General features: G+C 67.5%; 25 protein-coding genes and 5 pseudogenes. 16 read left to right on the top strand and 14 right to left on the bottom strand.

Annotated features, from left to right (window positions below; all coding sequences use genetic code 11):
- The 3 genes and pseudogenes from ACFHVL_RS02200 to ACFHVL_RS02190 form a co-directional block, all read left to right on the top strand.
- Window positions 1-261 (top strand): annotated as a pseudogene (locus tag ACFHVL_RS02200) (GPP34 family phosphoprotein); the annotation flags it as partial.
- A gap of 326 nt (window positions 262-587) precedes the next feature.
- Window positions 588-1730 carry a helix-turn-helix domain-containing protein gene (locus ACFHVL_RS02195; RefSeq protein WP_416625052.1) on the top strand — a complete coding sequence of 381 codons (1143 nt, stop codon included), beginning with the start codon at window positions 588-590 and terminating at the stop codon, window positions 1728-1730.
- Complete coding sequence (locus tag ACFHVL_RS02190) at window positions 1727-2281, top strand: nucleotide-binding protein (RefSeq protein WP_416625050.1); 555 nt, start codon at window positions 1727-1729, stop codon at window positions 2279-2281. The genes ACFHVL_RS02195 and ACFHVL_RS02190 overlap by 4 nt, the downstream gene beginning before the upstream one ends.
- A gap of 200 nt (window positions 2282-2481) precedes the next feature.
- Here ACFHVL_RS02190 and ACFHVL_RS02185 read toward each other — a convergent pair.
- A pseudogene (locus ACFHVL_RS02185) lies at window positions 2482-2778 on the bottom strand (NUDIX domain-containing protein); the annotation flags it as partial.
- A 51-nt stretch (window positions 2779-2829) separates the two neighbouring features.
- On the opposite strand from ACFHVL_RS02185, the gene ACFHVL_RS02180 reads away from it, so the two are divergent.
- Window positions 2830-4016, top strand: a protein-coding gene (locus ACFHVL_RS02180) for an IS3 family transposase (protein WP_416625048.1) whose coding sequence is annotated in 2 segments (ribosomal slippage) — window positions 2830-3091 and window positions 3091-4016 — 1188 coding nt in all. Because the reading frame shifts where the segments join, the coding sequence is not laid out codon by codon here.
- A gap of 34 nt (window positions 4017-4050) precedes the next feature.
- Here ACFHVL_RS02180 and ACFHVL_RS02175 read toward each other — a convergent pair.
- Window positions 4051-4212, bottom strand: a pseudogene (locus ACFHVL_RS02175) (NUDIX domain-containing protein); the annotation flags it as partial.
- Between the two features lie 335 nt (window positions 4213-4547).
- Here ACFHVL_RS02175 and ACFHVL_RS02170 point away from each other — a divergent pair.
- On the top strand, window positions 4548-4997 hold the full coding sequence (locus ACFHVL_RS02170; protein WP_416625047.1) for a hypothetical protein: 450 nt from the start codon (window positions 4548-4550) through the stop codon (window positions 4995-4997).
- A gap of 86 nt (window positions 4998-5083) precedes the next feature.
- On the opposite strand, the gene ACFHVL_RS02165 is transcribed toward ACFHVL_RS02170, so the two are convergent.
- On the bottom strand, window positions 5084-6022 hold the full coding sequence (locus ACFHVL_RS02165) for a Clp protease N-terminal domain-containing protein (protein ID WP_416625046.1): 939 nt from the start codon (window positions 6020-6022) through the stop codon (window positions 5084-5086).
- 624 nt (window positions 6023-6646) lie between these two features.
- On the opposite strand from ACFHVL_RS02165, the gene ACFHVL_RS02160 reads away from it, so the two are divergent.
- Window positions 6647-8428, top strand: coding sequence for a hypothetical protein (locus ACFHVL_RS02160; RefSeq protein WP_416625044.1), 1782 nt, complete (start codon window positions 6647-6649; stop codon window positions 8426-8428).
- Here ACFHVL_RS02160 and ACFHVL_RS02155 read toward each other — a convergent pair.
- Complete coding sequence (locus ACFHVL_RS02155; RefSeq protein ID WP_416625043.1) at window positions 8415-8759, bottom strand: type II toxin-antitoxin system HicB family antitoxin; 345 nt, start codon at window positions 8757-8759, stop codon at window positions 8415-8417. The genes ACFHVL_RS02160 and ACFHVL_RS02155 overlap by 14 nt on opposite strands.
- A gap of 412 nt (window positions 8760-9171) precedes the next feature.
- Here ACFHVL_RS02155 and ACFHVL_RS02150 point away from each other — a divergent pair, with 412 nt between their 5' ends.
- A complete protein-coding gene (locus tag ACFHVL_RS02150; RefSeq protein WP_416625041.1) occupies window positions 9172-10257 on the top strand; it encodes a helix-turn-helix domain-containing protein in 1086 nt (361 codons plus the stop codon).
- Between the two features lie 12 nt (window positions 10258-10269).
- Here ACFHVL_RS02150 and ACFHVL_RS02145 read toward each other — a convergent pair whose 3' ends face one another.
- Window positions 10270-10866, bottom strand: coding sequence for a GIY-YIG nuclease family protein (locus tag ACFHVL_RS02145; RefSeq protein WP_416625039.1), 597 nt, complete (start codon window positions 10864-10866; stop codon window positions 10270-10272).
- Between ACFHVL_RS02145 and ACFHVL_RS02140 the strand changes: the two genes are divergently transcribed.
- The 4 genes from ACFHVL_RS02140 (at window position 10852) to ACFHVL_RS02125 (ending at window position 12893) form a co-directional block, all read left to right on the top strand.
- Entirely contained in the window at window positions 10852-11430 is a 579-nt protein-coding gene (locus ACFHVL_RS02140) for a phosphohydrolase (protein ID WP_416625037.1), read from the top strand. The genes ACFHVL_RS02145 and ACFHVL_RS02140 overlap by 15 nt on opposite strands.
- Before the next feature lie 5 nt (window positions 11431-11435).
- Window positions 11436-11861 carry a pantetheine-phosphate adenylyltransferase gene (gene coaD, locus ACFHVL_RS02135; protein ID WP_416625035.1) on the top strand — a complete coding sequence of 142 codons (426 nt, stop codon included), beginning with the start codon at window positions 11436-11438 and terminating at the stop codon, window positions 11859-11861.
- 36 nt (window positions 11862-11897) lie between these two features.
- On the top strand, window positions 11898-12302 hold the full coding sequence (locus tag ACFHVL_RS02130) for a DUF6578 domain-containing protein (RefSeq protein ID WP_416625033.1): 405 nt from the start codon (window positions 11898-11900) through the stop codon (window positions 12300-12302).
- A gap of 75 nt (window positions 12303-12377) precedes the next feature.
- Window positions 12378-12893, top strand: a complete 516-nt coding sequence (locus ACFHVL_RS02125) for a hypothetical protein (protein ID WP_416625031.1) — start codon at window positions 12378-12380, stop codon at window positions 12891-12893.
- Here the strand turns inward: ACFHVL_RS02125 and ACFHVL_RS02120 are convergent.
- Window positions 12890-13642, bottom strand: a complete 753-nt coding sequence (locus tag ACFHVL_RS02120) for a hypothetical protein (protein ID WP_416625029.1) — start codon at window positions 13640-13642, stop codon at window positions 12890-12892. The two genes, ACFHVL_RS02125 and ACFHVL_RS02120, sit on opposite strands and share 4 nt — an antisense overlap.
- A 469-nt stretch (window positions 13643-14111) precedes the next feature.
- On the bottom strand, window positions 14112-15056 hold the full coding sequence (locus tag ACFHVL_RS02115) for an alpha/beta fold hydrolase (RefSeq protein ID WP_416625027.1): 945 nt from the start codon (window positions 15054-15056) through the stop codon (window positions 14112-14114).
- 63 nt (window positions 15057-15119) lie between these two features.
- Between ACFHVL_RS02115 and ACFHVL_RS02110 the strand changes: the two genes are divergently transcribed.
- Entirely contained in the window at window positions 15120-16067 is a 948-nt protein-coding gene (locus ACFHVL_RS02110) for a helix-turn-helix transcriptional regulator (RefSeq protein WP_416625025.1), read from the top strand.
- Between the two features lie 51 nt (window positions 16068-16118).
- Here the strand turns inward: ACFHVL_RS02110 and ACFHVL_RS02105 are convergent, their stop codons facing one another.
- The 5 genes from ACFHVL_RS02105 to ACFHVL_RS02085 form a co-directional block, all read right to left on the bottom strand.
- Window positions 16119-16616, bottom strand: a complete 498-nt coding sequence (locus tag ACFHVL_RS02105) for a YcxB family protein (RefSeq protein WP_416625023.1) — start codon at window positions 16614-16616, stop codon at window positions 16119-16121.
- Between the two features lie 43 nt (window positions 16617-16659).
- Entirely contained in the window at window positions 16660-17343 is a 684-nt protein-coding gene (locus ACFHVL_RS02100) for an alpha/beta fold hydrolase (protein ID WP_416625021.1), read from the bottom strand.
- A 41-nt stretch (window positions 17344-17384) separates the two neighbouring features.
- A complete protein-coding gene (locus ACFHVL_RS02095) occupies window positions 17385-17690 on the bottom strand; it encodes a DUF7002 family protein (protein WP_416625020.1) in 306 nt (101 codons plus the stop codon).
- Window positions 17691-17776: 86 nt separating this feature from the next.
- Window positions 17777-18913 carry a hypothetical protein gene (locus ACFHVL_RS02090; RefSeq protein ID WP_416625019.1) on the bottom strand — a complete coding sequence of 379 codons (1137 nt, stop codon included), beginning with the start codon at window positions 18911-18913 and terminating at the stop codon, window positions 17777-17779.
- Window positions 18849-19439 carry a SigE family RNA polymerase sigma factor gene (locus ACFHVL_RS02085; protein ID WP_416625017.1) on the bottom strand — a complete coding sequence of 197 codons (591 nt, stop codon included), beginning with the start codon at window positions 19437-19439 and terminating at the stop codon, window positions 18849-18851. Before ACFHVL_RS02085 ends, ACFHVL_RS02090 begins: the two co-directional genes overlap by 65 nt.
- Before the next feature lie 529 nt (window positions 19440-19968).
- Between ACFHVL_RS02085 and ACFHVL_RS02080 the strand changes: the two genes are divergently transcribed.
- Window positions 19969-21084 (top strand): helix-turn-helix transcriptional regulator, encoded by a 1116-nt coding sequence (locus ACFHVL_RS02080; RefSeq protein ID WP_416625016.1) that lies wholly within the window; start codon window positions 19969-19971, stop codon window positions 21082-21084.
- On the opposite strand, the gene ACFHVL_RS02075 is transcribed toward ACFHVL_RS02080, so the two are convergent.
- Together ACFHVL_RS02075 and ACFHVL_RS02070 are read right to left on the bottom strand one after the other, a co-directional pair.
- Window positions 21040-21606, bottom strand: coding sequence for a hypothetical protein (locus ACFHVL_RS02075; RefSeq protein ID WP_416615430.1), 567 nt, complete (start codon window positions 21604-21606; stop codon window positions 21040-21042). The genes ACFHVL_RS02080 and ACFHVL_RS02075 overlap by 45 nt on opposite strands.
- Before the next feature lie 90 nt (window positions 21607-21696).
- Window positions 21697-21978, bottom strand: a complete 282-nt coding sequence (locus ACFHVL_RS02070; RefSeq protein WP_416625071.1) for an SIMPL domain-containing protein — start codon at window positions 21976-21978, stop codon at window positions 21697-21699.
- A gap of 221 nt (window positions 21979-22199) precedes the next feature.
- Between ACFHVL_RS02070 and rnhA the strand changes: the two are divergent.
- The 3 genes and pseudogenes from rnhA to ACFHVL_RS02055 all read left to right on the top strand — a co-directional run bounded on the left by rnhA (window position 22200) and on the right by ACFHVL_RS02055 (window position 24152).
- A pseudogene (rnhA, locus tag ACFHVL_RS02065) lies at window positions 22200-22702 on the top strand (ribonuclease HI).
- 147 nt (window positions 22703-22849) lie between these two features.
- Window positions 22850-23320 (top strand): annotated as a pseudogene (locus tag ACFHVL_RS02060) (PHP domain-containing protein); the annotation flags it as partial.
- 244 nt (window positions 23321-23564) lie between these two features.
- Window positions 23565-24152 (top strand): hypothetical protein, encoded by a 588-nt coding sequence (locus tag ACFHVL_RS02055; RefSeq protein ID WP_416625075.1) that lies wholly within the window; start codon window positions 23565-23567, stop codon window positions 24150-24152.
- Window positions 24153-24191: the final 39 nt, after the last annotated feature.

Here is a 24191-nt window from a genome sequence, read left to right as displayed (position 1 = left end):
GACATGAACCGGGCCGCCTGGGCCTGGGCCCGCCTGACGATGCGGTTGCGGCGGGGTGAGCCGTTGCCGGCGTTTGAGGCGCGGCTGGGCGGGTTGTGTCTGGTGACCGGGCTGGACGACTTTGTGTTCACCGGCCTGCCCACATCGGCTCGGCGGCATCTGCACCGGGAGACTGCAGCCCGGCTGCCGGCCGAGATCGCCGAACTGTTCACCATCGCCCGCCACTGCCTCGACGGCGCATCCCACCGCCGCCGCCGCTGACCATCCCCACCACATCCCTCCCGCTTCCCTTGCCAGCAGGCGTCGTCCTGTCTGCTGGATACGCGGTGCTGGCATAACGTTCGAGTGGACCACAGCTGAACGGCTCAGGCGGGCGGAGCACGTGCAGCCGAGGGCTGCGTGTTTCGGTTGTCAACTGTCGTCGCCGTTGTCGCTGACGGCATGAGCGAGGCTGACATCGTTGGCGGAACTGCCGGAGCTGCGTTCGTCTCATGATTGGTCGACGTTGACGGCGATCCGAAGGGTTCAAGGGCCGTCTACCAGCGAATCCTTTGCGTACCGGTCCGTAGTGTGCGATAATCGCACACGTGGCCGACATTGACGAACAGGCGCTAGGTGAGCGCATCCGCGAGGCCCGCAAGCGTGTGGGCATAAGTCAAGAGGACCTCGGGCGGGTGGTTGGCCTTGATCGTACGGTCGTGAACAAGATCGAAGCGGGTGTTCGCAAGGTTACCGCGCTTGAGTTGTCGGACATTGCTGCTGCGATCGGGGTGCGCATGTCGACGTTCTTCGGGGAACCCGTCCCAGCGCTTGTCGCGCATCGGTCCAGCCAAGGGCTGGATACCGCAGACTCGCAGATTGACGCGTTGCTCGCGCAGTTCGCTAACGAAGTTGCGTTTGTCGCCTCACTGGGCGTCGGCGAGTTGGGCCTCGATGCTGCTGACGCAATCCCTTCGGCCGGAATCACGCAGCCTTCGACCAACGCTGAGGCGGAGGCGCTTGCCGCCAAAGCGCGCGTACTGATGGCCCTTCCGGCCGGGGAACCGATCCGCCAGCTCTCTGACAGCGTTGCCCGTGTCGGACTCATGGCATTTTCTCGCGATGTGGGCAAGGATACCGCTGACGCCGGGACAATCTTGCTGCCTCGCGGGGGTGTCAGTCTGGTCAATAGTCACATGAAGGTTGGTCGCAGGCGACTCGCCTTGGCGCACGAACTCGGTCACTATCTGATCGCGGACGCCTACACCATCGACTGGCGGGTAGCGGACCATCCCGATCAGGCTGTCCCGATGGAATCACGTCTCGATCGTTTCTCCCGTGCGCTGCTACTACCAGCGACTGCGGTAGAACAGCAATGGCGCGAGCAAGTTGCTCGATCGGGAGAGCGTAGTGCGGCAATCTTGCTAGCAAGTGATTTCCGAGTCGATATGGCCACTCTCGCCACCCGATTGAAGGAATTGGAGCTGGTCGACAACGAGACGGCAGATTTGGTGCGCAAGTACCGCACTACTCAGGCTGACCTAATTGAAATGAACCTATATGTACCTCTTGAGGAACTGGCGGGGACGACGGTTCCTCGACCGTTCGCCCGCGCGGTACTGCGGCTCGTGCGCGATGAACGAATCAGTCGTGAGCGGGCTCTGGACCTGCTTCAAGGGACTCTCGATGATGCGGACCTTCCGCACGGTCGTGAGCGGCGTCCCGATGAAATCTGGAAGTTTGTGTCGTGACGGTGCCCGACAGTGCCTGGGTGTTCGACACCGGCCCATTGCGACATTTTGCGAGCCAGGGATGGTTGGGCGTCTTGCGGTTTCTTGCAGAAGGTCGACCGGTCTATATCCCGGATAGCGTCGAGCGGGAACTCAACGAGTCCGCTGAGTATCTGTCATCTGTCCGCGCGGTGCTGGATGCTGATTGGATCCAGGTTCACCGATCGACCGACCCCGCCTTTGGTGAAGCATTTGCTCACTATGTCGACCGCCTGGTTGTCGGCACCAAAAACCGGGGTGAATGTGGGGTGCTCGCCATGGGGCAAATCTACAATTGCGAGGTGGTTCTAGATGACGCGGTGCCGCGTAAAATCGCAGAGGAGAAGCGTCTCCGGGTCACGGCGACCGTTCCGCTACTGTGTGAGGGGATTCGTTCTGGAAACCTCACGACGGTGATGGTTGAGGCGCTAGCGGACAACCTTCTGGAAGATGAGTATTACCTACCGTTTGGTTCTGGTGGCTTCCGTCGGCATGTACTGGAGAACGGGCTTTTAGACTACGAGGAGCTCTGATCGGGGCCAGGGTCATTGCATTGTGGGGGGTAACTGCTGGTCACGGCGGTGACGAGATCGTGACCACGAGGCCGTCTGCGTCGGCGACCACCTGAGGGTGGCACGGCGAAGTTCGCCAGCCACTACCCGAACAGGCGATACGGCTACGACGTGGAGGCGATCCTGACCGAGATGTATGAGGTCAAACCGCGAGACGTGGGTCAACCGGCGGTGAGCAGCTCGCGGTAGAGCGGGGAGTCCAGGAAACGCGGGACGATCTCGCCGTACGCCCGTCCGAACTCCAGAGTGCGCACGACGGTGCCGGCCACGAACCGCATCGCGGCACCCTCCCCGCAGACCACGTCCTCGTCGGTGGCGTCGGTCGGCGCGTAGAAGATCGAGAACTCGCCGACTGCGCCGGGGAACTTCGCCGACGGGGCGAGGCCCTGCCAGAACAGACGCAGCTCATCCACCTTGAGGCCGGTCTCCTCCAGCAACTCCCGGTGGGCTGCCACGAGCTTTCCGGACAGGGGATCTACTAAGATCCTTTTCCAGAAGGTGAGGAACCCGTGCCCCAGAATCGTCGAAACTATTCTCCGGAATATCGGACCGAGGCCGTCAAGAGAGTGATCGAGTCGTCGCGTCCCGTGGCGCAGGTCGCTCGGGAACTCGGCATCCTGGAAGGAACACTTGGTAACTGGGTCGCTGCGTACCGGCGCGAGCACGCGGGTGAGGAACCGCAACTCAGTCTTGATGAGCGTGCTCGCCTGCGTGAGGTCGAACGGGAACTACGTGAAGTCAAGATGGAGAACGAGTTCCTAAAAAAATGTGCCTCGTACTTCGCCCAGCGCCAGCCGTAAGCGAGAAGTACGAGTTCATGCAGTCACTTGCCACCGGCGACGAATCGTACGAGTTCCCGGTCGTGTTCATGTGCGCGCGGCTGCGCGTATCCCGCTCAGGCTTTTACGAATGGAGGAACCGCACGATATCGGCGACCGCGCAACGACGCGCCGATATCAGCCGCCACGTCGTACTGTCGTTCGCCGAGTCCGACGAGACGTACGGGTACCGGCGGGTGCACGCCGAGCTGGCCCGCTGGGGCGTGCGCTGCAGCCCCGAACTGGTCCGGTCCATCATGCGGGAGCTGGGCCTGGTTCCCTGCCAGCCGCGCCCCTGGCGGCACAGCCTCACCGAGGCCGACGTCGGCGCGGACACGATCCCCGACCTCGTGAACCGCGACTTCACCGCCGAGGCGCCCGGCACGAAAATGGTCGGCGACATCACCTATATCCCGACCTGGGAGGGCTGGCTGTTCTTGGCGACCGTCATCGACTGCCACACCAAGGCCGTCATCGGATGGGCGATGGACGACAACTACAAGACCCCGTTGATCGCGGCAGCGGTAGAGATGGCGGCGCGTAACTGCGACCTGCCGGCCGGTGCGATCTTCCATTCCGACCGCGGCAGCAACTACACCTCGGCCGAATTCGCCGAGACGCTGATGGGGTTGGGGATACGGCAGTCCATCGGCCGGACGGGGATTTGTTACGATAATGCGATGGCGGAGTCGTTCAACGCGGCGTTGAAAATCGAACGGGTGCACCGTACCGTCTACCCGAACCGAAAGAAGGCGTACGCGGATATTGCGGCCTACATCGAACTCCGATACAATGCGACTAGACTTCACTCCGGGTTGGGATACCGGACCCCAAGCGAAGCCCGCGACGAGTATCTGAACCGGCAGTCAGCAGCCTAAAAGGCCATTAAGCGACTGTCCGGAAAACGCGCGGCAGACCACGGTGAGCGGCCGTCAGTGGATCCTCGCCCGGGTCGACGTTCCCGCCCGGCAAGCACCAGCGGTACGGGTCGACGCGGGTGTTGCCGTCACGGAGCTGCAACAACAGTCGACCTGCCGGATCGACCAGGATCACGCCGGCAATCCGAGCATCCACCCGTTCAGCCACCCGAGCATCCTACTGCTGCCCGCCGTAGGATGCCGTCGATCTCGTGGAGATGCTGGTCGACTGGATACGGTGCTGCTATGAGGTTGGAATGGTCGCTGACGGAGAGAGCGAGGCTGACATCGTGAAGGATTCGCCGGCTGCTGACGTCCGTGCGGCGGCGCGTCCCTCGGCCGAGTCCGGCCCGACCGGCCAGCGGACGCTCGCTGCACGTGCGGTCGGTCGGAGCGGGCGCGACGACATCTCCGAGCGCGTCGAAGAGTTGCTGCGTAACGAAATCGGTGGTCCGGCGCCGCGAGGTCGTGAAGCCTGTACAGGTGAGTTGGGTGGCGAACCTGATGATTCAGGTTCCGACAGTGGCAGAGCCGCCCGCCAACCTGAGCGGTTCGCGGCTGATCCAGCTCAGGCGCGCGGAGCGCCGGACCGCACCGAGGAGGTCCCCGACGGCCGTGGATGAAGGTCTGGACCGGGCAGAGGAACTGGTCCTCTGCCCCTTGGAGGATTCGCCGCTTCCCCTGTGGGAGCTCGGTTGGGACGAGGCCGAGTCAGCGAGCTGGTTGGCTGGATTCCTCGGGCCGGGCCTGGTCTCGTTGGTGGCCCGAGGTCTCGTCGAGGTGCGCCGATTTGACGGCTGGCCAGCCGAATGGGATCACGGCACCCTCGTGGCAGGCGACGAACTGTTGCGGGAGAGTGGGCGCGCCGAAGTTTGGCGCGACGACGGAGGTCACGGCGTGCTCGCGGCTCACATCACGAGAGCCGGCGTCAGGCATCTGTGACCCTGGCTGTCTCTCCTGTCTCCAGCTCTGCCAGGAGAGCGGGTAGCCCTCGCATCCGCCATGGGAGCACTGTGCTGCGCGGTTCGTCAATCTGTCCGTACGGATGTCTGTTCGAGGATGGCCTCGGGGTCGGCACCGAGGCTGCGCAGTAGTCGAGCGGCTGGGCCGTCGCGGTCCCGCAGGATGCCCGCCAGCAGGTGTGTCGTGCCGGCGAACGGGTGACCGGACTCCCGTGCGGCCATGCTCGCCGCACGGAGTGCGGATTCGGCATCGGGATCCAGCGGCGGTGCGGTTCGACTGGCCGTCGGTCGTGGCGGCGACCCCACCGCAGCCGGCTCGGCAACGACCTGCGGCGTGTCCGACGAGCGGGCAGCGGCGACGGTCGCGGCGAGCAAGGTGACTCCCTGCGTGCGCAGGATCTGACCGGCCGTGTTGTGCTCGGCGACCGGCTCCGGCAGGTCCACGCCGGCAGCGTGTAGCTGCTCGTGCAGGTCCAGGATGCTCAACAACACCTTTACGGTGCCGGTGCGCGTGCGGCCGAGCCGGATCGCCTGCAGGGCGGCCTCCCGCTCCACGATGGTCGGAATGACATGTCCGTAACGGGTGCCGTGCCGACGGAACGGGCGTCGCAGCAGGAAGTATCCGCCGGTAGTCACGACGGCCTTCCAGAGAACCCGGGGCACGGCAGGCATCGTCGTTGGAAGAACGCCCAGCACCTTGAGCATCTCCGGAGCCCAGTTCGGTGGAGGGTCGCCAGCGCGGTACCGAGGTAACTGGCGGCTCAACAGACGATCATCACCGTGGCCGGGCACCCACATCTGCTCGGCAAGCCGGGCGGCGGCACTACCTGGCACGGCATACATCGCCGCCAGGAGATGGCGGACTCCGGCGGGCACCCCGTGAAGGCGGCTCGCCTCGTGAACAGCCTCGTAGACGGCGTGCCGGACCAGCCCGGAGAACACGGCCTCGCCGGGACCGCCGTCGTGGGCCGCCTCCCGCAGCGCACCCTCGGCGAACAACTCCACCTGCTGATCGAACTCGGGGAACAGACCCGAGCGATGCGGCGGCGGCTCATCGTCGACCGGCTCCGGCCCCTGCCGCTAGTCCCGTGACCACGGCGGGAAGTGGCGCAGCTCAGGAACTCGGATCGCCCGCGGCGCAGCACCTCGGCCGAGCTCACCACCAGCTGCCCGTCGCGCACCGTCCGCCGGTAGGCGCTGGCCAGAGTCCCCACCAGGCTGCCACCCGACCGTACGCCTACCGCGTCCATGATTCGAGTCTCGCCACCGCCAGCAACTGAGCTCCTTGACGGAGCACCGTTCCTATCCGAGCTGAGTTGAGCAGAAGTACGTAGCCGGCGGCGATGGATGGCACAACGAGATGCTTCTCACCTGGGCCCGTTCAGCGGAGTTGTGGGTGATTTTGTGGAATTGCGCAAGTCGACTTCTGGGCGGAATGCGGGATGGCGTGGCTTGGCCGGCAGGGCTACAGTGGCCAGCGTCGCGCTTCCGTCGTGGCGCGGTTGAATTCTGACGTTCGCGCAGCTACTGAATGCGGGCTTCTACTGCACCGCAGGCGTCAAATCGTTCACTCCGGCCTCGAACGCTGACGGCGGCTTGCCAGTGAGTTCCCTTGCGGGAGGAGATCGCATGCAGGACCCATCGGACTCGATGGAGACCGCCGAGCCTGAGGGCAGTGCCGGGAGCAGCTCCGTCGACTCACCTGTGGTCGACGATCCGACAGCCGATACGGACATCGACTCATCGACGACACCGATGGTCCTGGCGGAGGTCTTCCCTGGAGCTGCTGTCGTCTTCGGTGAAGTCCCGACGGAGCTCAGACCCGCCCTGATCGACTTTGGCCTTGTGTCGGCTGCCGACCGCGAGCAGATTTCGACCGTCCTGGCCTCGATGGGGAGCACAGCGGGCGTGGCCGGAAACCTCAGGAACGCATTTGCCAGCGCGCAGGGGCTCTACCGGGTCAGCGGCGAGACCCAGGCACTGCTGAGGGCCGGTGCAACACTTGCCGTCAAGGATGGCGCGAACCTCGGAGCGGTGATGACCCCTGGTCGCATCGTTGCTCAGGCCCGCTTCATCCCCGTGACTGCGGCGAGCGCGGCGCAGATCGCGGCGGCGGTCGGGCCGGCGCTGGTCATGGTCGCCCTTCAGATGCAGTTGAGCGAGATCACGGGCCTCGTCAGGACCAACATCGCGTTGACAAGTCAGGTGCTCACCGCCATTCGCAACGAGCAGTGGGCCGAGCTGACCGGGCTCGTCGCCACCGTCGAACGCGCAGTTGACCACGCACGAGAGATCGAATCGGTCCCACTGTCCTTGTGGGACAGCGTCGCGGGCAGCGAAGCTTCACTGCGCAAGCAGCTTGAACTGTACCGAGGGAACGTCCGCGGCCACGTCGCGCGGATCGCTCGGACCGAGGTACGTCGCGGCCGTGAGTATCTCCAGACGAACGCGGAGGCGATCGTCTTCGACGCCTACGCCCTCCTGTCCTCCGTCAAGGCGTGGACCGGGTATCAGGCGCTGCGTGTCGGCAAGGCGAGGGCAGCCGGCCGCGATGACACTGACGAGGCGCGGTTCGTCGACGTCATCGTCCGCGACACCCGTACGGAGCTTGACTCCGCTCTCGCTGAGACGACGAGACTCATCGACTCGCTGACGCGGGAGCTACGAATCCTCGCCGAGCTCCCCGGCCGCGACACACTGCCGCTGCCGGGGAAGCGGAAGGATGCGATCGCAGCCCGCCAGACCTCCGCCCGTCTCCTCAAGGCCATCGAGCCGCTTGCCGATGCTCTCCATCCGCCAGCACCTCCGCTCGAGGCTCCGAGCGTCGTCTGCGCACCCAAATCGCTAGATATCGAGCCGCACCTTCGCATTCTGCGGTGGTTCCTGGAGGACGGTGAGACCCTACGTGTCCTCGGCATTTCAGATCAGCTCGATGGTCTCGGCTCGATTTCGGCGATCCTCAGCGGGGCGAAGGACAGGTTCACTGCAGCGAGGGACAAGGTGGCGGCGAAGACACTGGTCGCCGTCACGGATCGTCGCATAATCACGGCCGTGACGAACGCATTCCTTGAGCAAGGCGAGATCCGTCAGGACTTCCCGGTGGACCGGGTGCGATATGTGCGAGTGCCGACGTTGCAGGACAAGAGTGGGCGCTTGGCGATCGACCTCATCACTCGCGATGAGAACATTCGGTGGCTTTTCCATGCCGACATCGACAGCACCCAGGTGGACATGCTCGCTGCCGTACTCGCGGAATCGATGATGATTCCGGATCATGAACGCGATGAGCTGCAACGGCGGCGCCACGCCGTCGTCGAGGTGGGCGGGAAAGGCGAGACTGCTGGCACAGGGTCTACGGAGACGACCGGGTCCGATCTGACGACCTGCGATGTCGAGCTCAGTCAGCGGTGAGCTTCCGCAAGACGTACTGGTTGAGGCTCATGCCGTCCTCGGCGGCGCGCATAGCCAATTCGCGGTGCAGGCTCTCTCCGACGCGGAGGTTGAACTTGCCTGAGTAGCTGCGGTCAGCGAACGGCTGTGGCACCTGTTCGCCCTGCTCCTCCATATCGGCGAGCACCTCACGCAGCAGGTCCTGGAGTCCCTGGAGAGCCTTGATCTGGGAGGATGCCAGCCATGAGAGGGATGGGAACTCGGCGCAGGTAGCGAGAAACTCGCCGTCCTCGGCCGACCACGTGACGCGGTAGGTGAAGTGAGACACCTCGGGCCGGTCAGCGGACTGCATCACAGCACCTCCTTCTTCTCGATCGCCTTGAGCACCTGCCGCACCTGATACGCCTTGGCCCTGCCTTGTCGTTCTGGATGTTGACTCGCGGATTGCCTGGCCAGGGCATCTTGAACACGGCATGGGAGCCGCTGTCTTGTCGCGGCTTCCCGAAGTAGTGCTCGCACACCCGGTAGAGGTCGTTGTAGGCGATGTCCTGCTGACTTCTTCGCATCGCTTCAACGAGCCTTTCTACAGACGGCATGGGCCAATGGTACCGCCGGCGGTACTATAGCCGCAACCAGCCGGGATACCCAGGGCGCACCGGGGCTTGCCGATCTATCCTTCAGCGGTGTGATTTTCACACCGGCGAGGCAAGAGTGGGGCTGTGATGCGTGCGCGGCTGCGAAGCTGGGCGGAGGTGGGCGGCCGGGTGGCTGCCGCCCGCGAGCTGGCCGGGTTCAGCCAGCGTGAGCTGGCAGAACGACTCGGCATCCATCGCTCGGCGTTGACCCGTGTCGAGCTCGGCCAACGTCAACTGGACGCGCTTGAGCTGGCGCGGATCGCCGAGCTGCTCGGCCGTACCGTCGAATGGTTTCTCACCGCCCCGGCGGAGACCCTCGCCAGCCGGCGGGCCGGGATCTCGCCCGACCAGGACGTGCAGCGGCTGGAAGACGTGCTGGACCAGGTCAGCCGCGACGTCGAGCTGCTCTCCGACGTCGGAGCACTGACGCTGGCGGCCACAGGCCTGCAGTCGGGCGTCACCACCCTCGCCGAAGCGGAAGCCGGCGCGGCCGAAGCACGCACCCTGCTCGGCTGTGGGGACGGCCCGCTGGTCGACCTGCAGGCGGCGGTCGAGCGGCTGGGCCTGCTCGCGTTCTCGCTCAACCTGGGTCCGGGCGTGATCGACGGCGGCTACCTGCGGACCGATCAGGTGGGGGTGGCGCTAGTCAACGGTGCTGCGGACGCTGGCCGGCGGCGGTTCAACCTCGCGCACGAACTCGGCCATCACCTGCTCGCCGACGAGTACACGGCGGACGTCGGCATCGGCTCCGGCCGGTCCGAGCGGGAAGCGTTGATCGACGCCTTTGCCATCCACTTCCTGATGCCCCGTGCGTCGGTCAGGTCCCGGTGGGCCGAGCTGTCGGGCGAGTGGGATCACCCTCGGCAACGGCTGATCGTCCTGGAGGCCGAGTACCGGGTGAGCTGGTCGGCGGCTGTTTCCCACGCGTATACCCTGGAGCTGATCTCCCGGACCGAGACCGGCTTGCTGCAGGTGCAGCGGCCGACCGTCGGCGACTACCTCGAGGTCCGTGGCGTGCGGTTCGTCCAGGAGCTTCAGCCGCCGGCGCTTGCCCCGGCGTACGCGCAGGCGGCGATGCGCGCCTACCGGCGGGGCGTGATCAGCGCCGACCGGGTCGTCGAGCTGCTGCACGGCACCGTGACCCTCGACGATCTGCCCACCCCCGCATCAGATGCCCATCGAAGCGCAGCCGACGGCCGACGTGCATCGAGGTGACGCTCAGACACCTCACGGGGCAATTTTGACGTGCGTAGGCGTCACCTCGACGGAGCATCCGAAGCGGCTGCTGGAGTTGTACGAGCTCCGGGCTGCGACCACAGCCGCCTGGAGGCGCCCGGGGTCGACTCCGCGAACGTTGAGCGGCGGGCGCACGCGCCGGACAAGTTCGGCCTCGATCGTTTCCGGCTCCGCGACCTCCGCCCAGGTCAGGCGCAGGTTCACGTGCATCCACGCGGTCAGCCGGCTTTCGTCCTCAGGGATCAGGACCACCCGATCGGTCCAGGTTGTCCGGTACCCCTCGGACACCAGAAGCCCGGCCAACGTACGACGCAAGGTCGAACTGCCCGAACGCCTCAGATGGTTGCGCAGGATTCTGCCCCGCAGGCTGGTCGCCTTCCCGAGATGCAGCATCCGCAGCGACGGGATGCTGTCGTTCGACGGCCCAGGGAGGTCGGGGAAGATCGAAGGATCGGCCCACCAGGCGTAGACGCCGCTGCCACGGCTGACTACGGGCGGCACGTGGTCAGTTGATTGCGCCCTACGATTGTTCGCCGGGACCCAACAGCCGATCGCCATGGAGCAGATATGCCGTTGACGCTGCGCCATGCCCTGGATGATCCGCCGCTGCGGCCGCTGCCAGCTCAGGTCGCCGACCTTCTGCTGCGGCTCGACGCGTCACCACGGCTGGCCGCGCATCTGCGCGCCGTACACGACGTCGCCGCCCAGCTCACGGGCTGGCTGACCGTCCACTACCCGGCCCTGGTCGTCGATTGCGACGCCGTACTCTTCGGCGCCGCCACCCACGACATCGGCAAGACCGTTTACATGGCGGAGTTGTCCGGGCCGGGTTCGGGGCACGAGCCGGCCGGTCAACAGCTTCTGCTCGACGCCGGCATCGATCCGTACCTGGCGCGCTTCGCCGCGACGCACGCCAGTTGGCAGTCGCCCGGCATCGAGTGCGAAGACCTGCTCGTCAGCCTCGCCGACAAGATCTGGAAAGCCAAGCGGGTCGTCGACCTCGAACAACTCGTCGTCGACCGTCTCGCTGCTGCCTCCGGGCAGGAACCCTGGCAGGCCTTCGTCAACCTCGACGATCACCTTGACGGCATCGCGGCGGACGCTGACCAGCGGCTCGCCTTCCAGAACAGCTACCCCATCACGGCCGGCTGACACCGGTGCGCGCTTCGTTGGCGGTCTATCCCGGTACGTTCGACCCGTTCACCCCGGGGCACCGCGACTTGGTGGCCCGTGCCCGGATGATGTTCGACCGGATCGTCGTTCTGCTGGCGGTCAACGCCGACAAGCAACCGACCATCGAGGCCACGGCCAGAGCGGTACGCGTGCGCGACGCCCTCCCGGCGGACTGGGGCAACGTCGAGGTCGACACGTGGACCGGTCTGACCGCCGCCTACTGCCTGCGTCGCGGAGTCACGGTCATCGTCCGTGGCGTGCGTACGGCTGCGGACCTTCACTACGAGCATCAGCTCGCCGCGATGAACGAGCGGCTCGGCGTCCAGACCGTCTGGTTGCCGACCCGTCCGCAGTTGGCCGCCACCTCGTCCACCGCCGTACGCGCTTACCGTTCGGCGCAGTCGGCCTGAACCGAACGCCGCAGACCGGGCGCGACAATGGCAACCGTGGAGAAGACGGTGTGGCTGGACTCCTGGCAGATGCAGTGCTGTGGAGAGCGGTTCGAGCCTGGCGATGAAGTCTCGTGGACGCTGCAGGACCCGAACGTCGAGTGGCTGTCGGAGGTGCTCGGCCCGGACCTCGCCGCTCGCATCGATGCGGCCGAGGAACACCACAGCGGCATCGACGCGTCGGCGTGGGTGACCGTCGGGACCGTAGCCTCCATCCAGACAGTGCACTGCCGGTACGCCCCCCGCCCGGACGGGCCGGACAACTACCTGCACCCCGTTCCCGACTCCGGAGCAGTTGGCGCGGTCAGCTCTGCGGATGGCTGGCCACCCGAAACCGAGGAGCTCAGGTTCGTCGGCTACGTGGTCCAGTTGACCGGAGTCAGGACCCGACCACCCACGTAGGCCCTTTCCAGACGGTCTCGGTGCCGGCATCGAATACCCGCTGGTCGGCAGAACGCGGCGGGGGGAAACTGGGCCGTGATCGTCATTCAGCGGGTTAGGGTGCGGTGGACGGCTGCGGCACGTGGCGCGTCGGCGGCGAACGCCCGTCGTGGCCTCGACAGGGCGGTGGCCCTGCCGCAATCGTTGCCGGCGAGCGATGTGGTGATCCACGAGATCCTGGCTGACGAGTCGACCGGCTACGAACGCCATGACGAGCTGCTGCACGGCGGCGTCAAGCGGGCCCGCAGCATCGGTCTGTGGCTCGGCCGGGACGGCGACACGGTCACCGTCGACCGGCTTCCCGGGTCGGCGGCCTACCCGCGCCCGTACCCGTCAACTCGGCTCTTCGCCCTGGCCCCGGGTCAGGCCGGCCGCTACCGGGCCAACTTCCGGTTCACCGGCTGCTCCTGCAACTCGAGTTGGTACTACGAAGACTGGCTGGTGCACGTCGGCCACGGCCCGGTGCGCGAGGACCGCTTCGTACAGGGGCAGCCGGCCCGCGTCGTCGACCACCGCGTGCACCTGTACGGCGGGACGACCAGACGACCCTAGGTCGACTGCTCCATGTCACTGCCCGGATGCAGATCGTACTCCTCGATGAGGTCCTCGACGTAGACCCGGACGTACTCGTCGCCGGTTGCCTGCAGCCGTTCGATCAGCTCGGTGGCCTCACCGACGGATCCCCGCTCCAACAGCAGCACCGCGAGCAGACAGCGACAACGGTTCTCCAGCATCGCCGCGCCCTGCCGCAGTACGGCCTCGGCCTCGGCCTCGGCCTCGGCCTGGTGATCAGGGACAACCAACAGCAAGGCGCCGAGCAGCGGCAGCGCGCCGACGTCACCGGCCTCGACCTGCCGCCGGCACTGCTCGATCACACGGTCAGCTTCGCCGGGACCGCCGTGGTTGCGCAGAAAAACGGCGTAGGCGGTCAACGCCCAGACCACGCCGACCTCGATGGCCCGCAGGTACAGCCGGCGAGCCTCGGCGGTGTCGCCCAGCCGGGCACGGACGCTGGCGAGGCCGGTCAGCGACAGTTGATCACCTGCGGCCACCGCCGCCCGGTACACGGACTCCTGGGCCTCGGGGTTGCGCCAGATATCGGGCAGGTTCACCATCCGCGTCACCGCCCGGTGGTTCCCCGCCTTGACCGCTTCCTGCAGGAACGCCACGACGTCAGCCGGTCTGTCGGCCGTCATAAACTGGTCGGCCGTCGCGAGGAGTGAGTAGCTGTGCCGGACCCCCGACATGAAGGGGGACGTGACCGACGCGAGGATGAAGGCGATCCGCTCCGGTTCCGACATGGAGCCCAGCTGCTTGTACCACGCTCGCCATCGTGACCAAAGCCCCATCTCACCGATGCTCGCAACACCCCGCAACAGGTACGGCCGAAGCCCACGCAGCCGGGACTGGCCTTCAGGGAGTGCTGGGGACGATGCTGGCGAGCGGACCGCTGGCGTCACGGATGGCAGTTCAGCCCGCCTTTCGCCGATGACCGGGCGCTGCTGGAGTCCCTGTTTGCGGCACTGCGCGGGCCGGCGCGGCGGCAACTCTGGCTGATTCTGGAGCCTTTGGACGATCGCTACCGCGCCGCTACGGTGCACGATTCCTGCACCCCCGACCGGTGCTGCGTACCCGCCTTGCATGAGGTGGATCGTCGCACGAACGGGCCGCCGGGGGCGCGGTTGCGGTACGGCGTTCGCAGCAACCGCACCCCCCGTCCGGCCAGCTACCGGTCACACTCGGCGGCGGCGTTTCCCCCGGTCGCCGGGGTCAACGGGCCCGAACGGTGGCATCCTGCTGTTCCAGCCAGGTCAGGATTGCCCGGGTCGTCTCTTCCGGCTTCTCCTGCTGGATCCAGTGACCGCAGTCCAGGGTGACCACGTCCACGTTGGGCACGAAGTCGGCCAGTCGGTCGGACTTGGCGATCATGTCCCGGTCGCCGTAGATCATCAGCGTGGGCTGCTTGATGATCGGGTCGACCTCCGCCAGCAGGTGCCAGTTGCGGTCGAGGTTGCGGTACCAGTTGACGCTGCCGGTGAACCCGGTCGACTCGAAGGCGGAGACGAAGACGGCCAGCTCGTCGTCGCTCATCACCGGCTCACCGAGTGGCACTTCCGCTCGGGCCAGGTCGATGAACGCCATGCCGGGCCGAGGTTCCATCAGGGGCAGGTTCTTCCGGTACAGGTTGCGCAGGAACTGGAAGGTGTTCTCGTCGAACACGGCGTCCGCAACCCCTGGCTGTCGGTTGAAGTGGACGAAGTAGAAGTCGCCACCGAGTACGGCTTCCATCAGCTCGATCCAGGGTGTCTCCCCGCGCTCCTGGTACGGCAGGCTCAAGTTGATCACCTTGTTGACCCGGTTCGGGTGCAGCAGGGTCAGCCCCCAGACGACCATCGCGCCCCAGTCGTGGCCGACGAAGGTGGCGTCGTCGTACCCGTAGTGATCGAGCAGTGCGACCAGGTCGCCCGACAGGTGCGCGATGTCGTAGTCGGTGACCTCGGTCGGGCGCGACGAGTTGCCGTAGCCGCGCTGGTTCGGGGCGATGACGTGGTAGCCCGCTTCGGCCAGGGCAGCCATCTGGTGGCGCCAGGAGAAGGCGTGCTCCGGCCAGCCGTGACAGAGCACGATCGGCTTTCCGGCATTCTGCTGGCCGGCTTCGAAGACTTCGAGCTGCACACCGTTGACGGGGACAAGACTTGGCTCGGGAAAGTTCATGCCGCCATCCTGCCGACCCTAACCGGTCACCTCATGACCGGTTTATCTGACAATCTTGGCGGCATGCGCACCGACCGGCTGGTGGCCGTACTCCTGCTGCTGCAGCAGCGCGAGCAGGTGACCGCGGCGGAAGTCGCCCGGGAGCTGGAGGTCTCGGAGCGCACCGCCCGCCGCGACCTCGACGCCCTGGCCATGGCCGGGGTGCCCGTGTACGCCACCCAGGGCCGGGGCGGCGGCTGGCGTCTCGTGGGCGGTGCCCGTACCGACCTGTCCGGGTTGACCGCAGGCGAGGCCCGCGCCCTGTTCCTGGTCGCCGGCCCGGCCTCGGCCACGACGCCGGCCGTACGATCCGCGCTGCGCAAGCTGGTCCGCGCCCTGCCGGAGCCCTTCCGGGCGCAGGCGCAGGCGGCGGCATCGTCGATCGTCGTGGATCCGCAACGATGGGGGGCGAGCCGGGTCGACCGCCCGCAGCCCCGCTTCCTCAACGAAGTCCAGGACGCGGTGACCCAGGGCGTCCAGGTGCGGCTCGGCTACGTCGACAGCACCGGCACCGTGACCGAGCGGACCGTCCACCCGCTGGGCATCGTCGCCAAAGATCCGTGGTGGTACCTCGTCGCCAGCACCGAAGCCGGCCGGCGGACCTTCCGGATCGACCGGGTGTCGTCCGTCGACCCGACCAACGATCCGGTGCACCGGCCGGCGGACTTCGACCTTGCCGGCAGCTGGCGGGAGACCGCCGACGAGGTCGACCGCAGCCGAATGCCCGTCGAGATCCAGGCGGTCTGTACGCCCGAGGGGATGGGCACGCTCCGGATGGCGCTCGGCGATCGACTCGAGGTGGGCGGCCCCACGACAGACGGCCGGATCGAGGTCGTGATTCGTGGCTACAGCGAGTACTCGCTCGCCGGCGAGCTCGCCTGGCAGGTCGAATGGCTCGAGGTGATCGGACCCGCCGGTGTGCGGGACCACCTGGCCGCGATCGGCACCGCGCTCGTCGAGCGGTACGGCTGAGACCGCCCGCACCGGCTGAGAGCGCGTCGAGCGGTACGGCTGAGACCGTGCTCAGCCAGCCTGGAGCAGGCCCCGGTCGGTCATGAACGCCCGCAGCGTCTCAACGTCATCGGCGGACATCAACTCGCGGGGGAGCACGGTGGCCGGCATCCGGCCGACGTACACGATCCAGAAACCCGGGGTGTCGCGCACCTGGCTGACCCCGTCCCAGGCGATGTCGCTGAACTCCGTACCGCTGCGCATCGTGATGGTGTCGTCGGTGATGTCGTAGCCGCCGTCGACCGCGTACTCGCTGGACCGGCGCCGGGCGCGCGAGCGCACCCACGGCCCGTACAGCATCGACAGCACCCCGGCGGTGACCAGCGACATCCACAGCAGCGAGAACTGCTCGCCCCAGCCGTACTCCCGCGAGGCGACGAAGCCGGCCGCTCCAGTCGCCGCCAGCACCGCGCCGATGTAGCCGAACTTGGCTAACCGCACTCGGCTGAGCGCGGCGGCCGCCTTGCCCGGATAGTCGGGATCGGCCGGGACATCGAAACGAATACGCACGCCAGCACGATAGTGCCCACACCCGCCAACGCCGCTGTCCGCGCTAGACCTCGGCGAGGATCCGCGCGAGTTCGGCGGGTCGGGTGAGCATCGGCCAGTGCCCGGAGTCGATGTCGACCAGGTCGAGGTCCGTGGCCCTGGCCAGCTCGGGCACCTGCCCAGCGGCGATCATCTCCTGCGCCTGGACCGGCGTGAACTCCGGGCACACCAGCACGACCGGTACGTCGAACCGTCGCTCGTCGGTCAGCCGTACCACGCCTTTGGCCACGCCCTCGGGGACCGGGACCGCCGCCGCCGCGAAGTCCCGCCGGGCCTGCTCGTCCAGGTCGGCCGCGTCCGCTCCGTCGAACGGCTCCCAGCCCGGGAACGACATGACACCGTCGCTGATCTCGAAGAAGTCGGCGTAAGTGTCTCCGTCGACCGCCGGGACGCCACCGATCAGCACGACCTTCGCCACCTGCTCGGGGCGCTGATCGGCTGCCATCCAGGCCAGGCTGCAGGCCGCCGAGTGCCCCACCACCACCGACCTGCCGGGGGCTGCGTCCACGGCGGCGAGCACCGCAGCCAACTGGTCGGCCAGCGTCGCCGAGGCGTTCCCGTCGCCCTGCCCCGGCAGGGTCACCGGCACCGGACGCCGGTCCATCTTCTTCAGCTCGACGGAGACGTCGGCCCACGCCGACCCGTCGAGCCACAAGCCACCGATGAGCACAGTCTGTTCTGCGGTCATGGCCTCAACCTAACAGCGATTCCGGACGACCTTCGGCCTGGTCACCGCACCGGAGTTGAGCCGGCGAGGTACTCGGCCGGCGACGAGCTCGGATCGATCTTCTCCGCCGGGAACTTCATCGGCTTCTGGTCGCGGATCACCGCCGGCGGCAGGCCGGGCGCACGCAGGACGGCGGAGTGCGTGTGGGGTGCGCCCAGCAGCCGGCCGCGTTCTGCGGCGTCGAGGCCGAACAGCTCGATAAGCCGCTGCGTGGAGAGCAGGCCGTGCCGTTGCACCGACGGCCACGCCGTCGCCGACGTCGTGTGAAAGACCTGCGGGTGGCGTTCGACCAACTCCTCGACGTTCATGCCTGGGCATGATGCCGCATGTCCGCGACCGCCGGCTGACGGACACCCCTCGGCTGCGGGGCGGCCCTCACGCAAGCCGGAGGCTGTCAGGGAACTGTGACGTCCACCTCGGTCCAGGTGCTGTCGTCGTGCACGTCCCCGACAGAGATGCCGTCGAGGATCTTCGTCATCTCGGCGTTCGACAAGCGGCCGCCGCTCGCGACCTGCACGTTGATGCTGTCGCCCGCGAACCATTTGTTGCAGAATCCGCCGAGGCAGGTCACGCCGGGGGACGGCCGCTGGTCGGAGTTCTCCGCCGGTCCCACGTAGATGGAGAAACTACCTGCCGGGCTCTCGCCGTCCACCCCACCGTACGGCGCGGTGAGGCCGGTGGTCGGCTGGGCGGGGCTGCTGAACAGCAGACCCGCGTAGTCACCGTTGCGGGCGAACGCGATTCCGTTCAAGCCGGTCATCGCGTGCATCGAGACCTCGTCCAAGCTGTACCCGGCAGGCAGGTAGGCCATCGTGAACGGGACCTTCGCCGTGGTCGGCGGGGTGGGGCGCCAACCGGCGGCCAGCTCGCGCAGATCCCCAGCCGACGGAAGGCTGGGTTCACTGGACATGGAGTCGAGCACCGCCCAGGCGTTCTCGGCGTACTCCCAGGCAAGGGTCCGCTTCGCCGCCCAGGCTCCCCCGGAGCTGTTGACCTCAAGTCCGGGTCGGCCGGCCACAGTCACGCTCTGCGTGTCGACGAGACTTGTGGGGTCATACGCCCCGGGCCGGTAGACCGTCAGATAGGCGGACAAGGTCGGATCCTGCGGTGAAGCGTCCGGCAGCGACCGTTCCTGGTCCGGGTCGACCGACTGGTCGTTCGTCGTCATGCCGTCCGCGTACACCGGCGCGATCTGGTATGCGGTCGATACGATGATCGGGTCCGCCACCTGTAGCTCGCCGACCCGGTAGCCGGCGAAGGAGAAGGTGAACGGTGGACCGGGTACCGCGAGGGCCTGGGCCGCAGCGGTATCCTCGCCGACGGTGGCTGGCGGGGACGCTCCACCGAGGAGCGACGGTGCCGCGAGGGCGGCCGCCACACCGAGCACAGCCACCGCGGAAACGCCGGAGGTCAGCCAACCGAGCCGGCGACGACGCTGGACCCGTTGCCCCGCCTTGACGATCTCGTCAACGCTGTAGCGCAGCGGCGGTGACTCGGACGTCAACAGATCCACCAGGTCCCGTACCCGCACCGGCCCACTCCTCATGTTCCGTTGTCCCTTCCAGGACGACGCCTTCGGCGGCAAGAGCCGCCCGTAGCTTCGCCAGACCCCTGGCCGTCTGGCTCCTGACCGTGGCCGTCCGCACGCCGAGGACCTTCCCGGCCTCCTCGGCCGTCAGGTCGAGGTAGAAGCGCAGCACCAGCACCGCCCGCTGACGGACCGGTACCGCACGCAGTGCCGTACGGATCTGCAACCGGTTGTCGACGGCGCCGCTCCCGTCGGCCTGGGGGAGATCGGGCATCGCCTCTCCGACCAGACGTTCACGGCGCCACCACGGTCTACGGGTTTCGTCGATCGCCGCCCGGATCACGATGGTCCGGACGTAACTGTCCGGGTGGTCCAGCCGCCCCCAACGCGGATACAGCTTCGCCAGTGCGTTGGCGACCGCGTCCTCAGCCATGTGCCAGTTTCCGCAGGTCAGGAATGCCAGGTTCCGCAACGGTCCCATCCGGGACGCCGCGAACTCGCGGAACTCATCTTGGTCGTCTGGTTTCACAGGGCTGCTCCCTCCGATGCTGATAGAACGGTCGCGGCCCGCTCGAACGCTGCACGCCCCGGCAAGATTTGTCCGTTCAGCCTGGCGATCCAGGCAGCGGATAGCCAGCGATTCCACTGACAGCGTGAAAAGTCACGGTCCATCGACGCGCTCCCGGCTGCACCCCCGACCCGCCTTCCTGCGCCACGGTGCAGCAGGTCCGCTCAGGCGGCGACGCGAGAACCTGGTACGGCCAGCGCGGCGAGCGCCGCGACGGAACGCAACGGTTGGCGTACGAAGGCGGGCGGGCCGGTCAAGAATGAGGACCTGCAGGCCGCAGGCGTACCGGTGCCGCAGCCGCGTCGAAGCGCCGCGCCACGCCGCAGTTGACGATCCACGACTGCGCCTGAGATGTGGTATTTGATAGTGGTTAGGGTGTATCGCCAAGGTGTCGAGGTGCGGCGGTCGGGCACACTGTGCGGGTGAGCATCGTTGGTTGCCTCCGACCGTCCCACCTCCCCGACACCGACCGGGTGCCGGTGGTACGGCGATGACCACCGTCGGGTCGGGTGCCCTCCTGACGGTGGTCGAGGCGGTCAGCCGGTCCCGCGACCTTGGCGAGTTCGCGGAGGCTGGCTGTCGCGAGCTCTTCCGCCTCATGCCCTGTGTCAGCGTGTCGTACACGGAGGTCAACCTCAGGACCGAGGTGGTATCCGGATACCTGTGGCCGTACCCGGGTATCGAGTGGTTCGAGCGGTACGCCGCACCGCTCGGCCGCATCGCACGACAGAACCCGCTGGTCGCACACATTGCCGGCGGCGGCTCAGTGGCGTCCTGGGCGGACGTCGACCCGAAAGGCGCATTTCGCCAGACCGCTCTGTTCCAGGAGTTCTACGCCGCGAACGGCATCGAGAGTCAGGTCGCACTGGGCCTCCTCAACCAACCCGGGCTGGTGACCGGCTTCACGGTCAACCGCGACGGCTCGCCGTTCAGCGCCGACGAGTATCAGGTCCTGCGCGAACTGCGCCCGCACCTGATCAACCTGTACCGGCTGGTCAGTGGGTCGGGACGGGCCCGTGCCAACGACGTCGTCCTGGCAGCGGACGGGTGGACCGGGGTCCGGCTCGCCGAGGGCGGCACGGTGTTGACCACGAGCGTGGAGGCGGAGGCGATCGGTGACCAGGTCGGGCTCGACCTGCGCGTCGGAGCCGACCTCACCTCGACGTGGTTCTGGCGGCGGCTCCGCGAGACCATCGGGGCGCGCTGGCAGGTCGGCAGAATGACCAGACCGATCCATCTCGGTACCGCCGACTGCCCGGTCGAGGCGATGGTCGCCACGACGGCGGTCGGCCCGTACTCGTTGCTGTTGCGCGACCGGGACGCCGTACGCCGCCGCCGCTGCCAGGAGTTGGGCCTGACCGGCAGGCAGACCGAGATCGCCCGGCTGGTCATTGCCGGCGCGACCAATGTGCAGATCGGCCGGGCGCTGGGCATCACCGCCTCCACGGTGCGCAAACACCTGGAGGCGACGTTCAGCGTCGTCGGCGTACAGTCCCGGGCGGCTCTGGTGGCGGTCCTGCTCGGGCCCCGGCCTGCGGGCGGGCCGGATGATTCCCAGCGGTCACGGCTTGTCGAGGATGCAGACGATCTCCATTTCGACCGATGAGCCGGCACTGGTCGAGCCCACCAGGCGTACCAGCGCGATGTCCTCGCTCGCGCCCTGGGTGACCGGCCCGGCGATCTCGATCGAGTCGAAGGTGCTCTTGAAGCCGCTTTCTTGGTTGACGTGCCGGAACGTCTGATTCGAGATGGCGGTGAACGACTGGGCGTCGGGGTCGCCGGAGTCGAAGTTGTCGACGCCGAGAAGGAGCCGGACGTCCTCGGCGAAGGGATCCTCGACGGGTTGCACACCGAGATCCCTGATGAACTCGCACTCGCCCTCGAAGTCCTGGTGGATGGTGCCGTCGACGGTGACCGCCCCGGTGCCTTCGTCGGATCGCTCGTAGCCGTCGCCGTCGGCGGGCGGGTCGTCGGACCCCGGTTGCGCATCGGCGGTCGCGGTGGTCCCGTCGTCACTACTGGCGGTCGTATCGTCGGGCTCGCCGGGAGACCCCGAATCGGTGCACCCGGCCAGGGCGATCGTCGAGAGGACAGCTATGAAGGCGAGGCGGGACCGGAATTTGACCATGGTCGCACCGTAGGGACGGACGGCGCACGGGCCAACGGGACGAACGTCGTATTGCGCCGGCCACCGGCTGCGGACCCGCCGGCCCACTTCTCAGTCGTGGGTGATCGAGAAGCCGAGGATCACCGCAGCGGAGACCACCACGTGCCCGGGCGCGAGATCCTGGGCGGAAGCCTGCCCGCCCGATCCGTGCCCACGGTACCGCTCGTGTCCCACATTCTCCGGATCGACGTCGTCGATGTGCACGACCGCGCCGAGCCGGACACCGGCCGCTTCGGCGTACAGCTCGGCCTTGCGCCGGGCGGCGGCAACCGTGCTCCCGCAATACCTGACGCACCGCGCGTACCGCTTCGGCTGCGGTAGCGAAAGCCTCAGAGGGAGTTTGCTCCACCCGTACCACCCGGAATCTGGCCCGGACCAGGCTCGGCATGGCCTTTACACTTGCCGCGCCGAACGCGGTCACACCCCAGGGTCGCTCAATCAGTTGCATCTGCCAGATCCTAAAAGGACGCTCCGCGACGGCATCGACCGGTGCGGCACCGGCGGTCACAGGGCGGGCCCTGACCCGGTCACGGTAGGTTGTCCGGGTGACGGGGGTGGCGACGACGCGGGTGCAGATCTGGACCGACGGTGCGTGCAGCGGCAATCCGGGGCCGGGCGGTTGGGGTGCGTTGCTGCGCTACGGCGAGGTCGAGAAGGAACTGTGCGGTGGTGAGGCCGGTGCCACGACGAACAACCGGATGGAACTCACCGCCCCTATCCGGGCGTTGGCCGCGTTGCCCGCCCGTCCGTCGTCGACCTCTACACGGACAGCACGTACGTCCGAAACGGCATCCTGTCGTGGATGGCGAACTGGAAACGCAACGGTTGGCGTACGAAGGCGGGCGAGCCGGTCAAGAACGAGGATCTGTGGCGGGAGCTCGACGCGGCCGTCGCCCGCCACGACGAGGTCGTCTGGCACTGGGTGAAGGGCCACGCCGGCCATGTGGAGAACGAACGCGCCGACCGCCTCGCCGCTCGCGGTCAGCGGGACTCGCTGGAGGCTGCGGGAGTCGCGCTGCCGCCGGTGCCGCAGCCGCGCCGCCGTACCCGGCGGTAGTACTCAGCGGTGCCGAACCCGGTCTCGGCGAGCAGTGGCTCGCCCGCCTTTCCCGGCGAGGCCGTCGCCGAGACGTGCGGGGTGACGCCTGGAGTTCGCCCGCCGGTCGGTTCGGCGTAGCGTGCCGGAAGACTTCCTATCGATTTAATGATTGGCATAAGTCGATCGCATTCCCGCCACTGCTATCACCCGACCGACGACCACCAGTCGGACCAGGTTCCGTACGGCCAGATCGATCCTGCCGGGCACCCGACCGGCGGCCTCGGACGCAGATCAATGCTTGCCGCCGCCGGCGGCCTGCTGATGCTCGCCGCCGTTCCCGGCACCGCGCGGGCCGGCACCGCTATGACAGCCGGTGCGGCGTCGGCCGGCGCGCCGGCGATGGCCGCGCCCGGCGCTTCCCGGGCGTCGCGGATCAGCCAGGGGACCACCCTGGTCCACGCCGACCTGCACAACCACACCGTGATGTCCGACGGGGACGGCAGCGCCGACGACGCGTTCGCCTCGATGCGCGAGGCTGGTCTCGACGTCGCCGCGCTGACCGACCACGCGACGATGTTCGCCATCGAGGGGCTCAGCCAGTCGGAGTGGCGGACCACCGGTGAGCTCGCCAACGCGGCCGACGACCCCGGTCAGTTCACCGCGATCCGCGGCTTCGAGTGGTCGCACCCGTTGCAGGGTCACGTCAACGTGTGGAACACCTCGGACTTCGCCGACCTGCTGCGGGCCGACAGCCCCGGCAGCCTCTACCGGTGGTTGGCCGGGCGGCCGGGCCAGCTTCAACCACCCGGGGCGGGAGATCAGCCGGTTCGACAACTTCTCGTACGATGCTGCGGCCCGCCAACAACTCGTCGGCTTGGAGATGTTCAACCGCACCGACGACTACCTGTTCGAAGGCTGGTCGTCCCGGGTGGCCTCGCCGCTGGTGGCCTGCCTCAACGCCGGGTGGCGCCCAGGTCTGACCGGCGTCACCGACGAGCACGGCACCACCTGGGGATTCCACGAAGGCAAGGGCCGCAGCGGTCTGTGGGTCACCGAGAACACCCGCGCTGCGGTGTTCGAGGCGATGGCGGCTCGCCGCTGTTTCGCCACCCGGGTCTCCGGCCTGCGCCTGGACACGGCCGCCAACGGCGTACGGATGGGTGGGGTTCTCGGCCTGGCCTCCGGTGACGTCCGGTTCCAGGTGGACCTGGACCGGGGTGCGGTCTGGGACGGCAAGCCGCTGCGCATCCAGGTGCTGCGCCCCGGTACGTCGGTGCCGACCGTCGTCGATGTCGTCGACACCGTCTCCGGGTCGGTCGTCGACTTCACCGTGCCGCTCGACGTCGCCGACGGCGAGTGGATCGTGCTGCGGGTCTCCGACCCGGACCTGGCCAACCCCACACCTGGCCCCAACGGGCACCCGTGCAACGACTTCGGGGTGGCGTACAGCAGCCCGTGGTGGCTGTGACCCTGAGCACCGATGCAAGCCCGGTCACCGGACGATCGT

The organism is Micromonospora sp. LOL_023, assembly GCF_048060115.1.
Taxonomy (GTDB): domain Bacteria; phylum Actinomycetota; class Actinomycetes; order Mycobacteriales; family Micromonosporaceae; genus Micromonospora_E.
This window is presented reverse-complemented; position numbering and strand designations above follow the sequence as displayed.

Coding starts and splice junctions, on each gene's coding strand:
- ACFHVL_RS02120 (WP_416625029.1), bottom strand. CDS start 13,642: ATGTCGGAACCGGAGCGGATCGCCTTCATCCTCGCGTCGGTCACGTCC.
- ACFHVL_RS02145 (WP_416625039.1), bottom strand. CDS start 10,866: ATGGCGCAGCGTCAACGGCATATCTGCTCCATGGCGATCGGCTGTTGG.
- ACFHVL_RS02075 (WP_416615430.1), bottom strand. CDS start 21,606: ATGGTCAAATTCCGGTCCCGCCTCGCCTTCATAGCTGTCCTCTCGACG.
- ACFHVL_RS02095 (WP_416625020.1), bottom strand. CDS start 17,690: ATGAACGTCGAGGAGTTGGTCGAACGCCACCCGCAGGTCTTTCACACG.
- ACFHVL_RS02160 (WP_416625044.1), top strand. CDS start 6,647: ATGCAGGACCCATCGGACTCGATGGAGACCGCCGAGCCTGAGGGCAGT.
- ACFHVL_RS02155 (WP_416625043.1), bottom strand. CDS start 8,759: ATGCAGTCCGCTGACCGGCCCGAGGTGTCTCACTTCACCTACCGCGTC.
- ACFHVL_RS02100 (WP_416625021.1), bottom strand. CDS start 17,343: ATGACCGCAGAACAGACTGTGCTCATCGGTGGCTTGTGGCTCGACGGG.
- ACFHVL_RS02115 (WP_416625027.1), bottom strand. CDS start 15,056: ATGAACTTTCCCGAGCCAAGTCTTGTCCCCGTCAACGGTGTGCAGCTC.
- ACFHVL_RS02110 (WP_416625025.1), top strand. CDS start 15,120: ATGCGCACCGACCGGCTGGTGGCCGTACTCCTGCTGCTGCAGCAGCGC.
- ACFHVL_RS02080 (WP_416625016.1), top strand. CDS start 19,969: ATGACCACCGTCGGGTCGGGTGCCCTCCTGACGGTGGTCGAGGCGGTC.
- ACFHVL_RS02055 (WP_416625075.1), top strand. CDS start 23,565: ATGTTCAACCGCACCGACGACTACCTGTTCGAAGGCTGGTCGTCCCGG.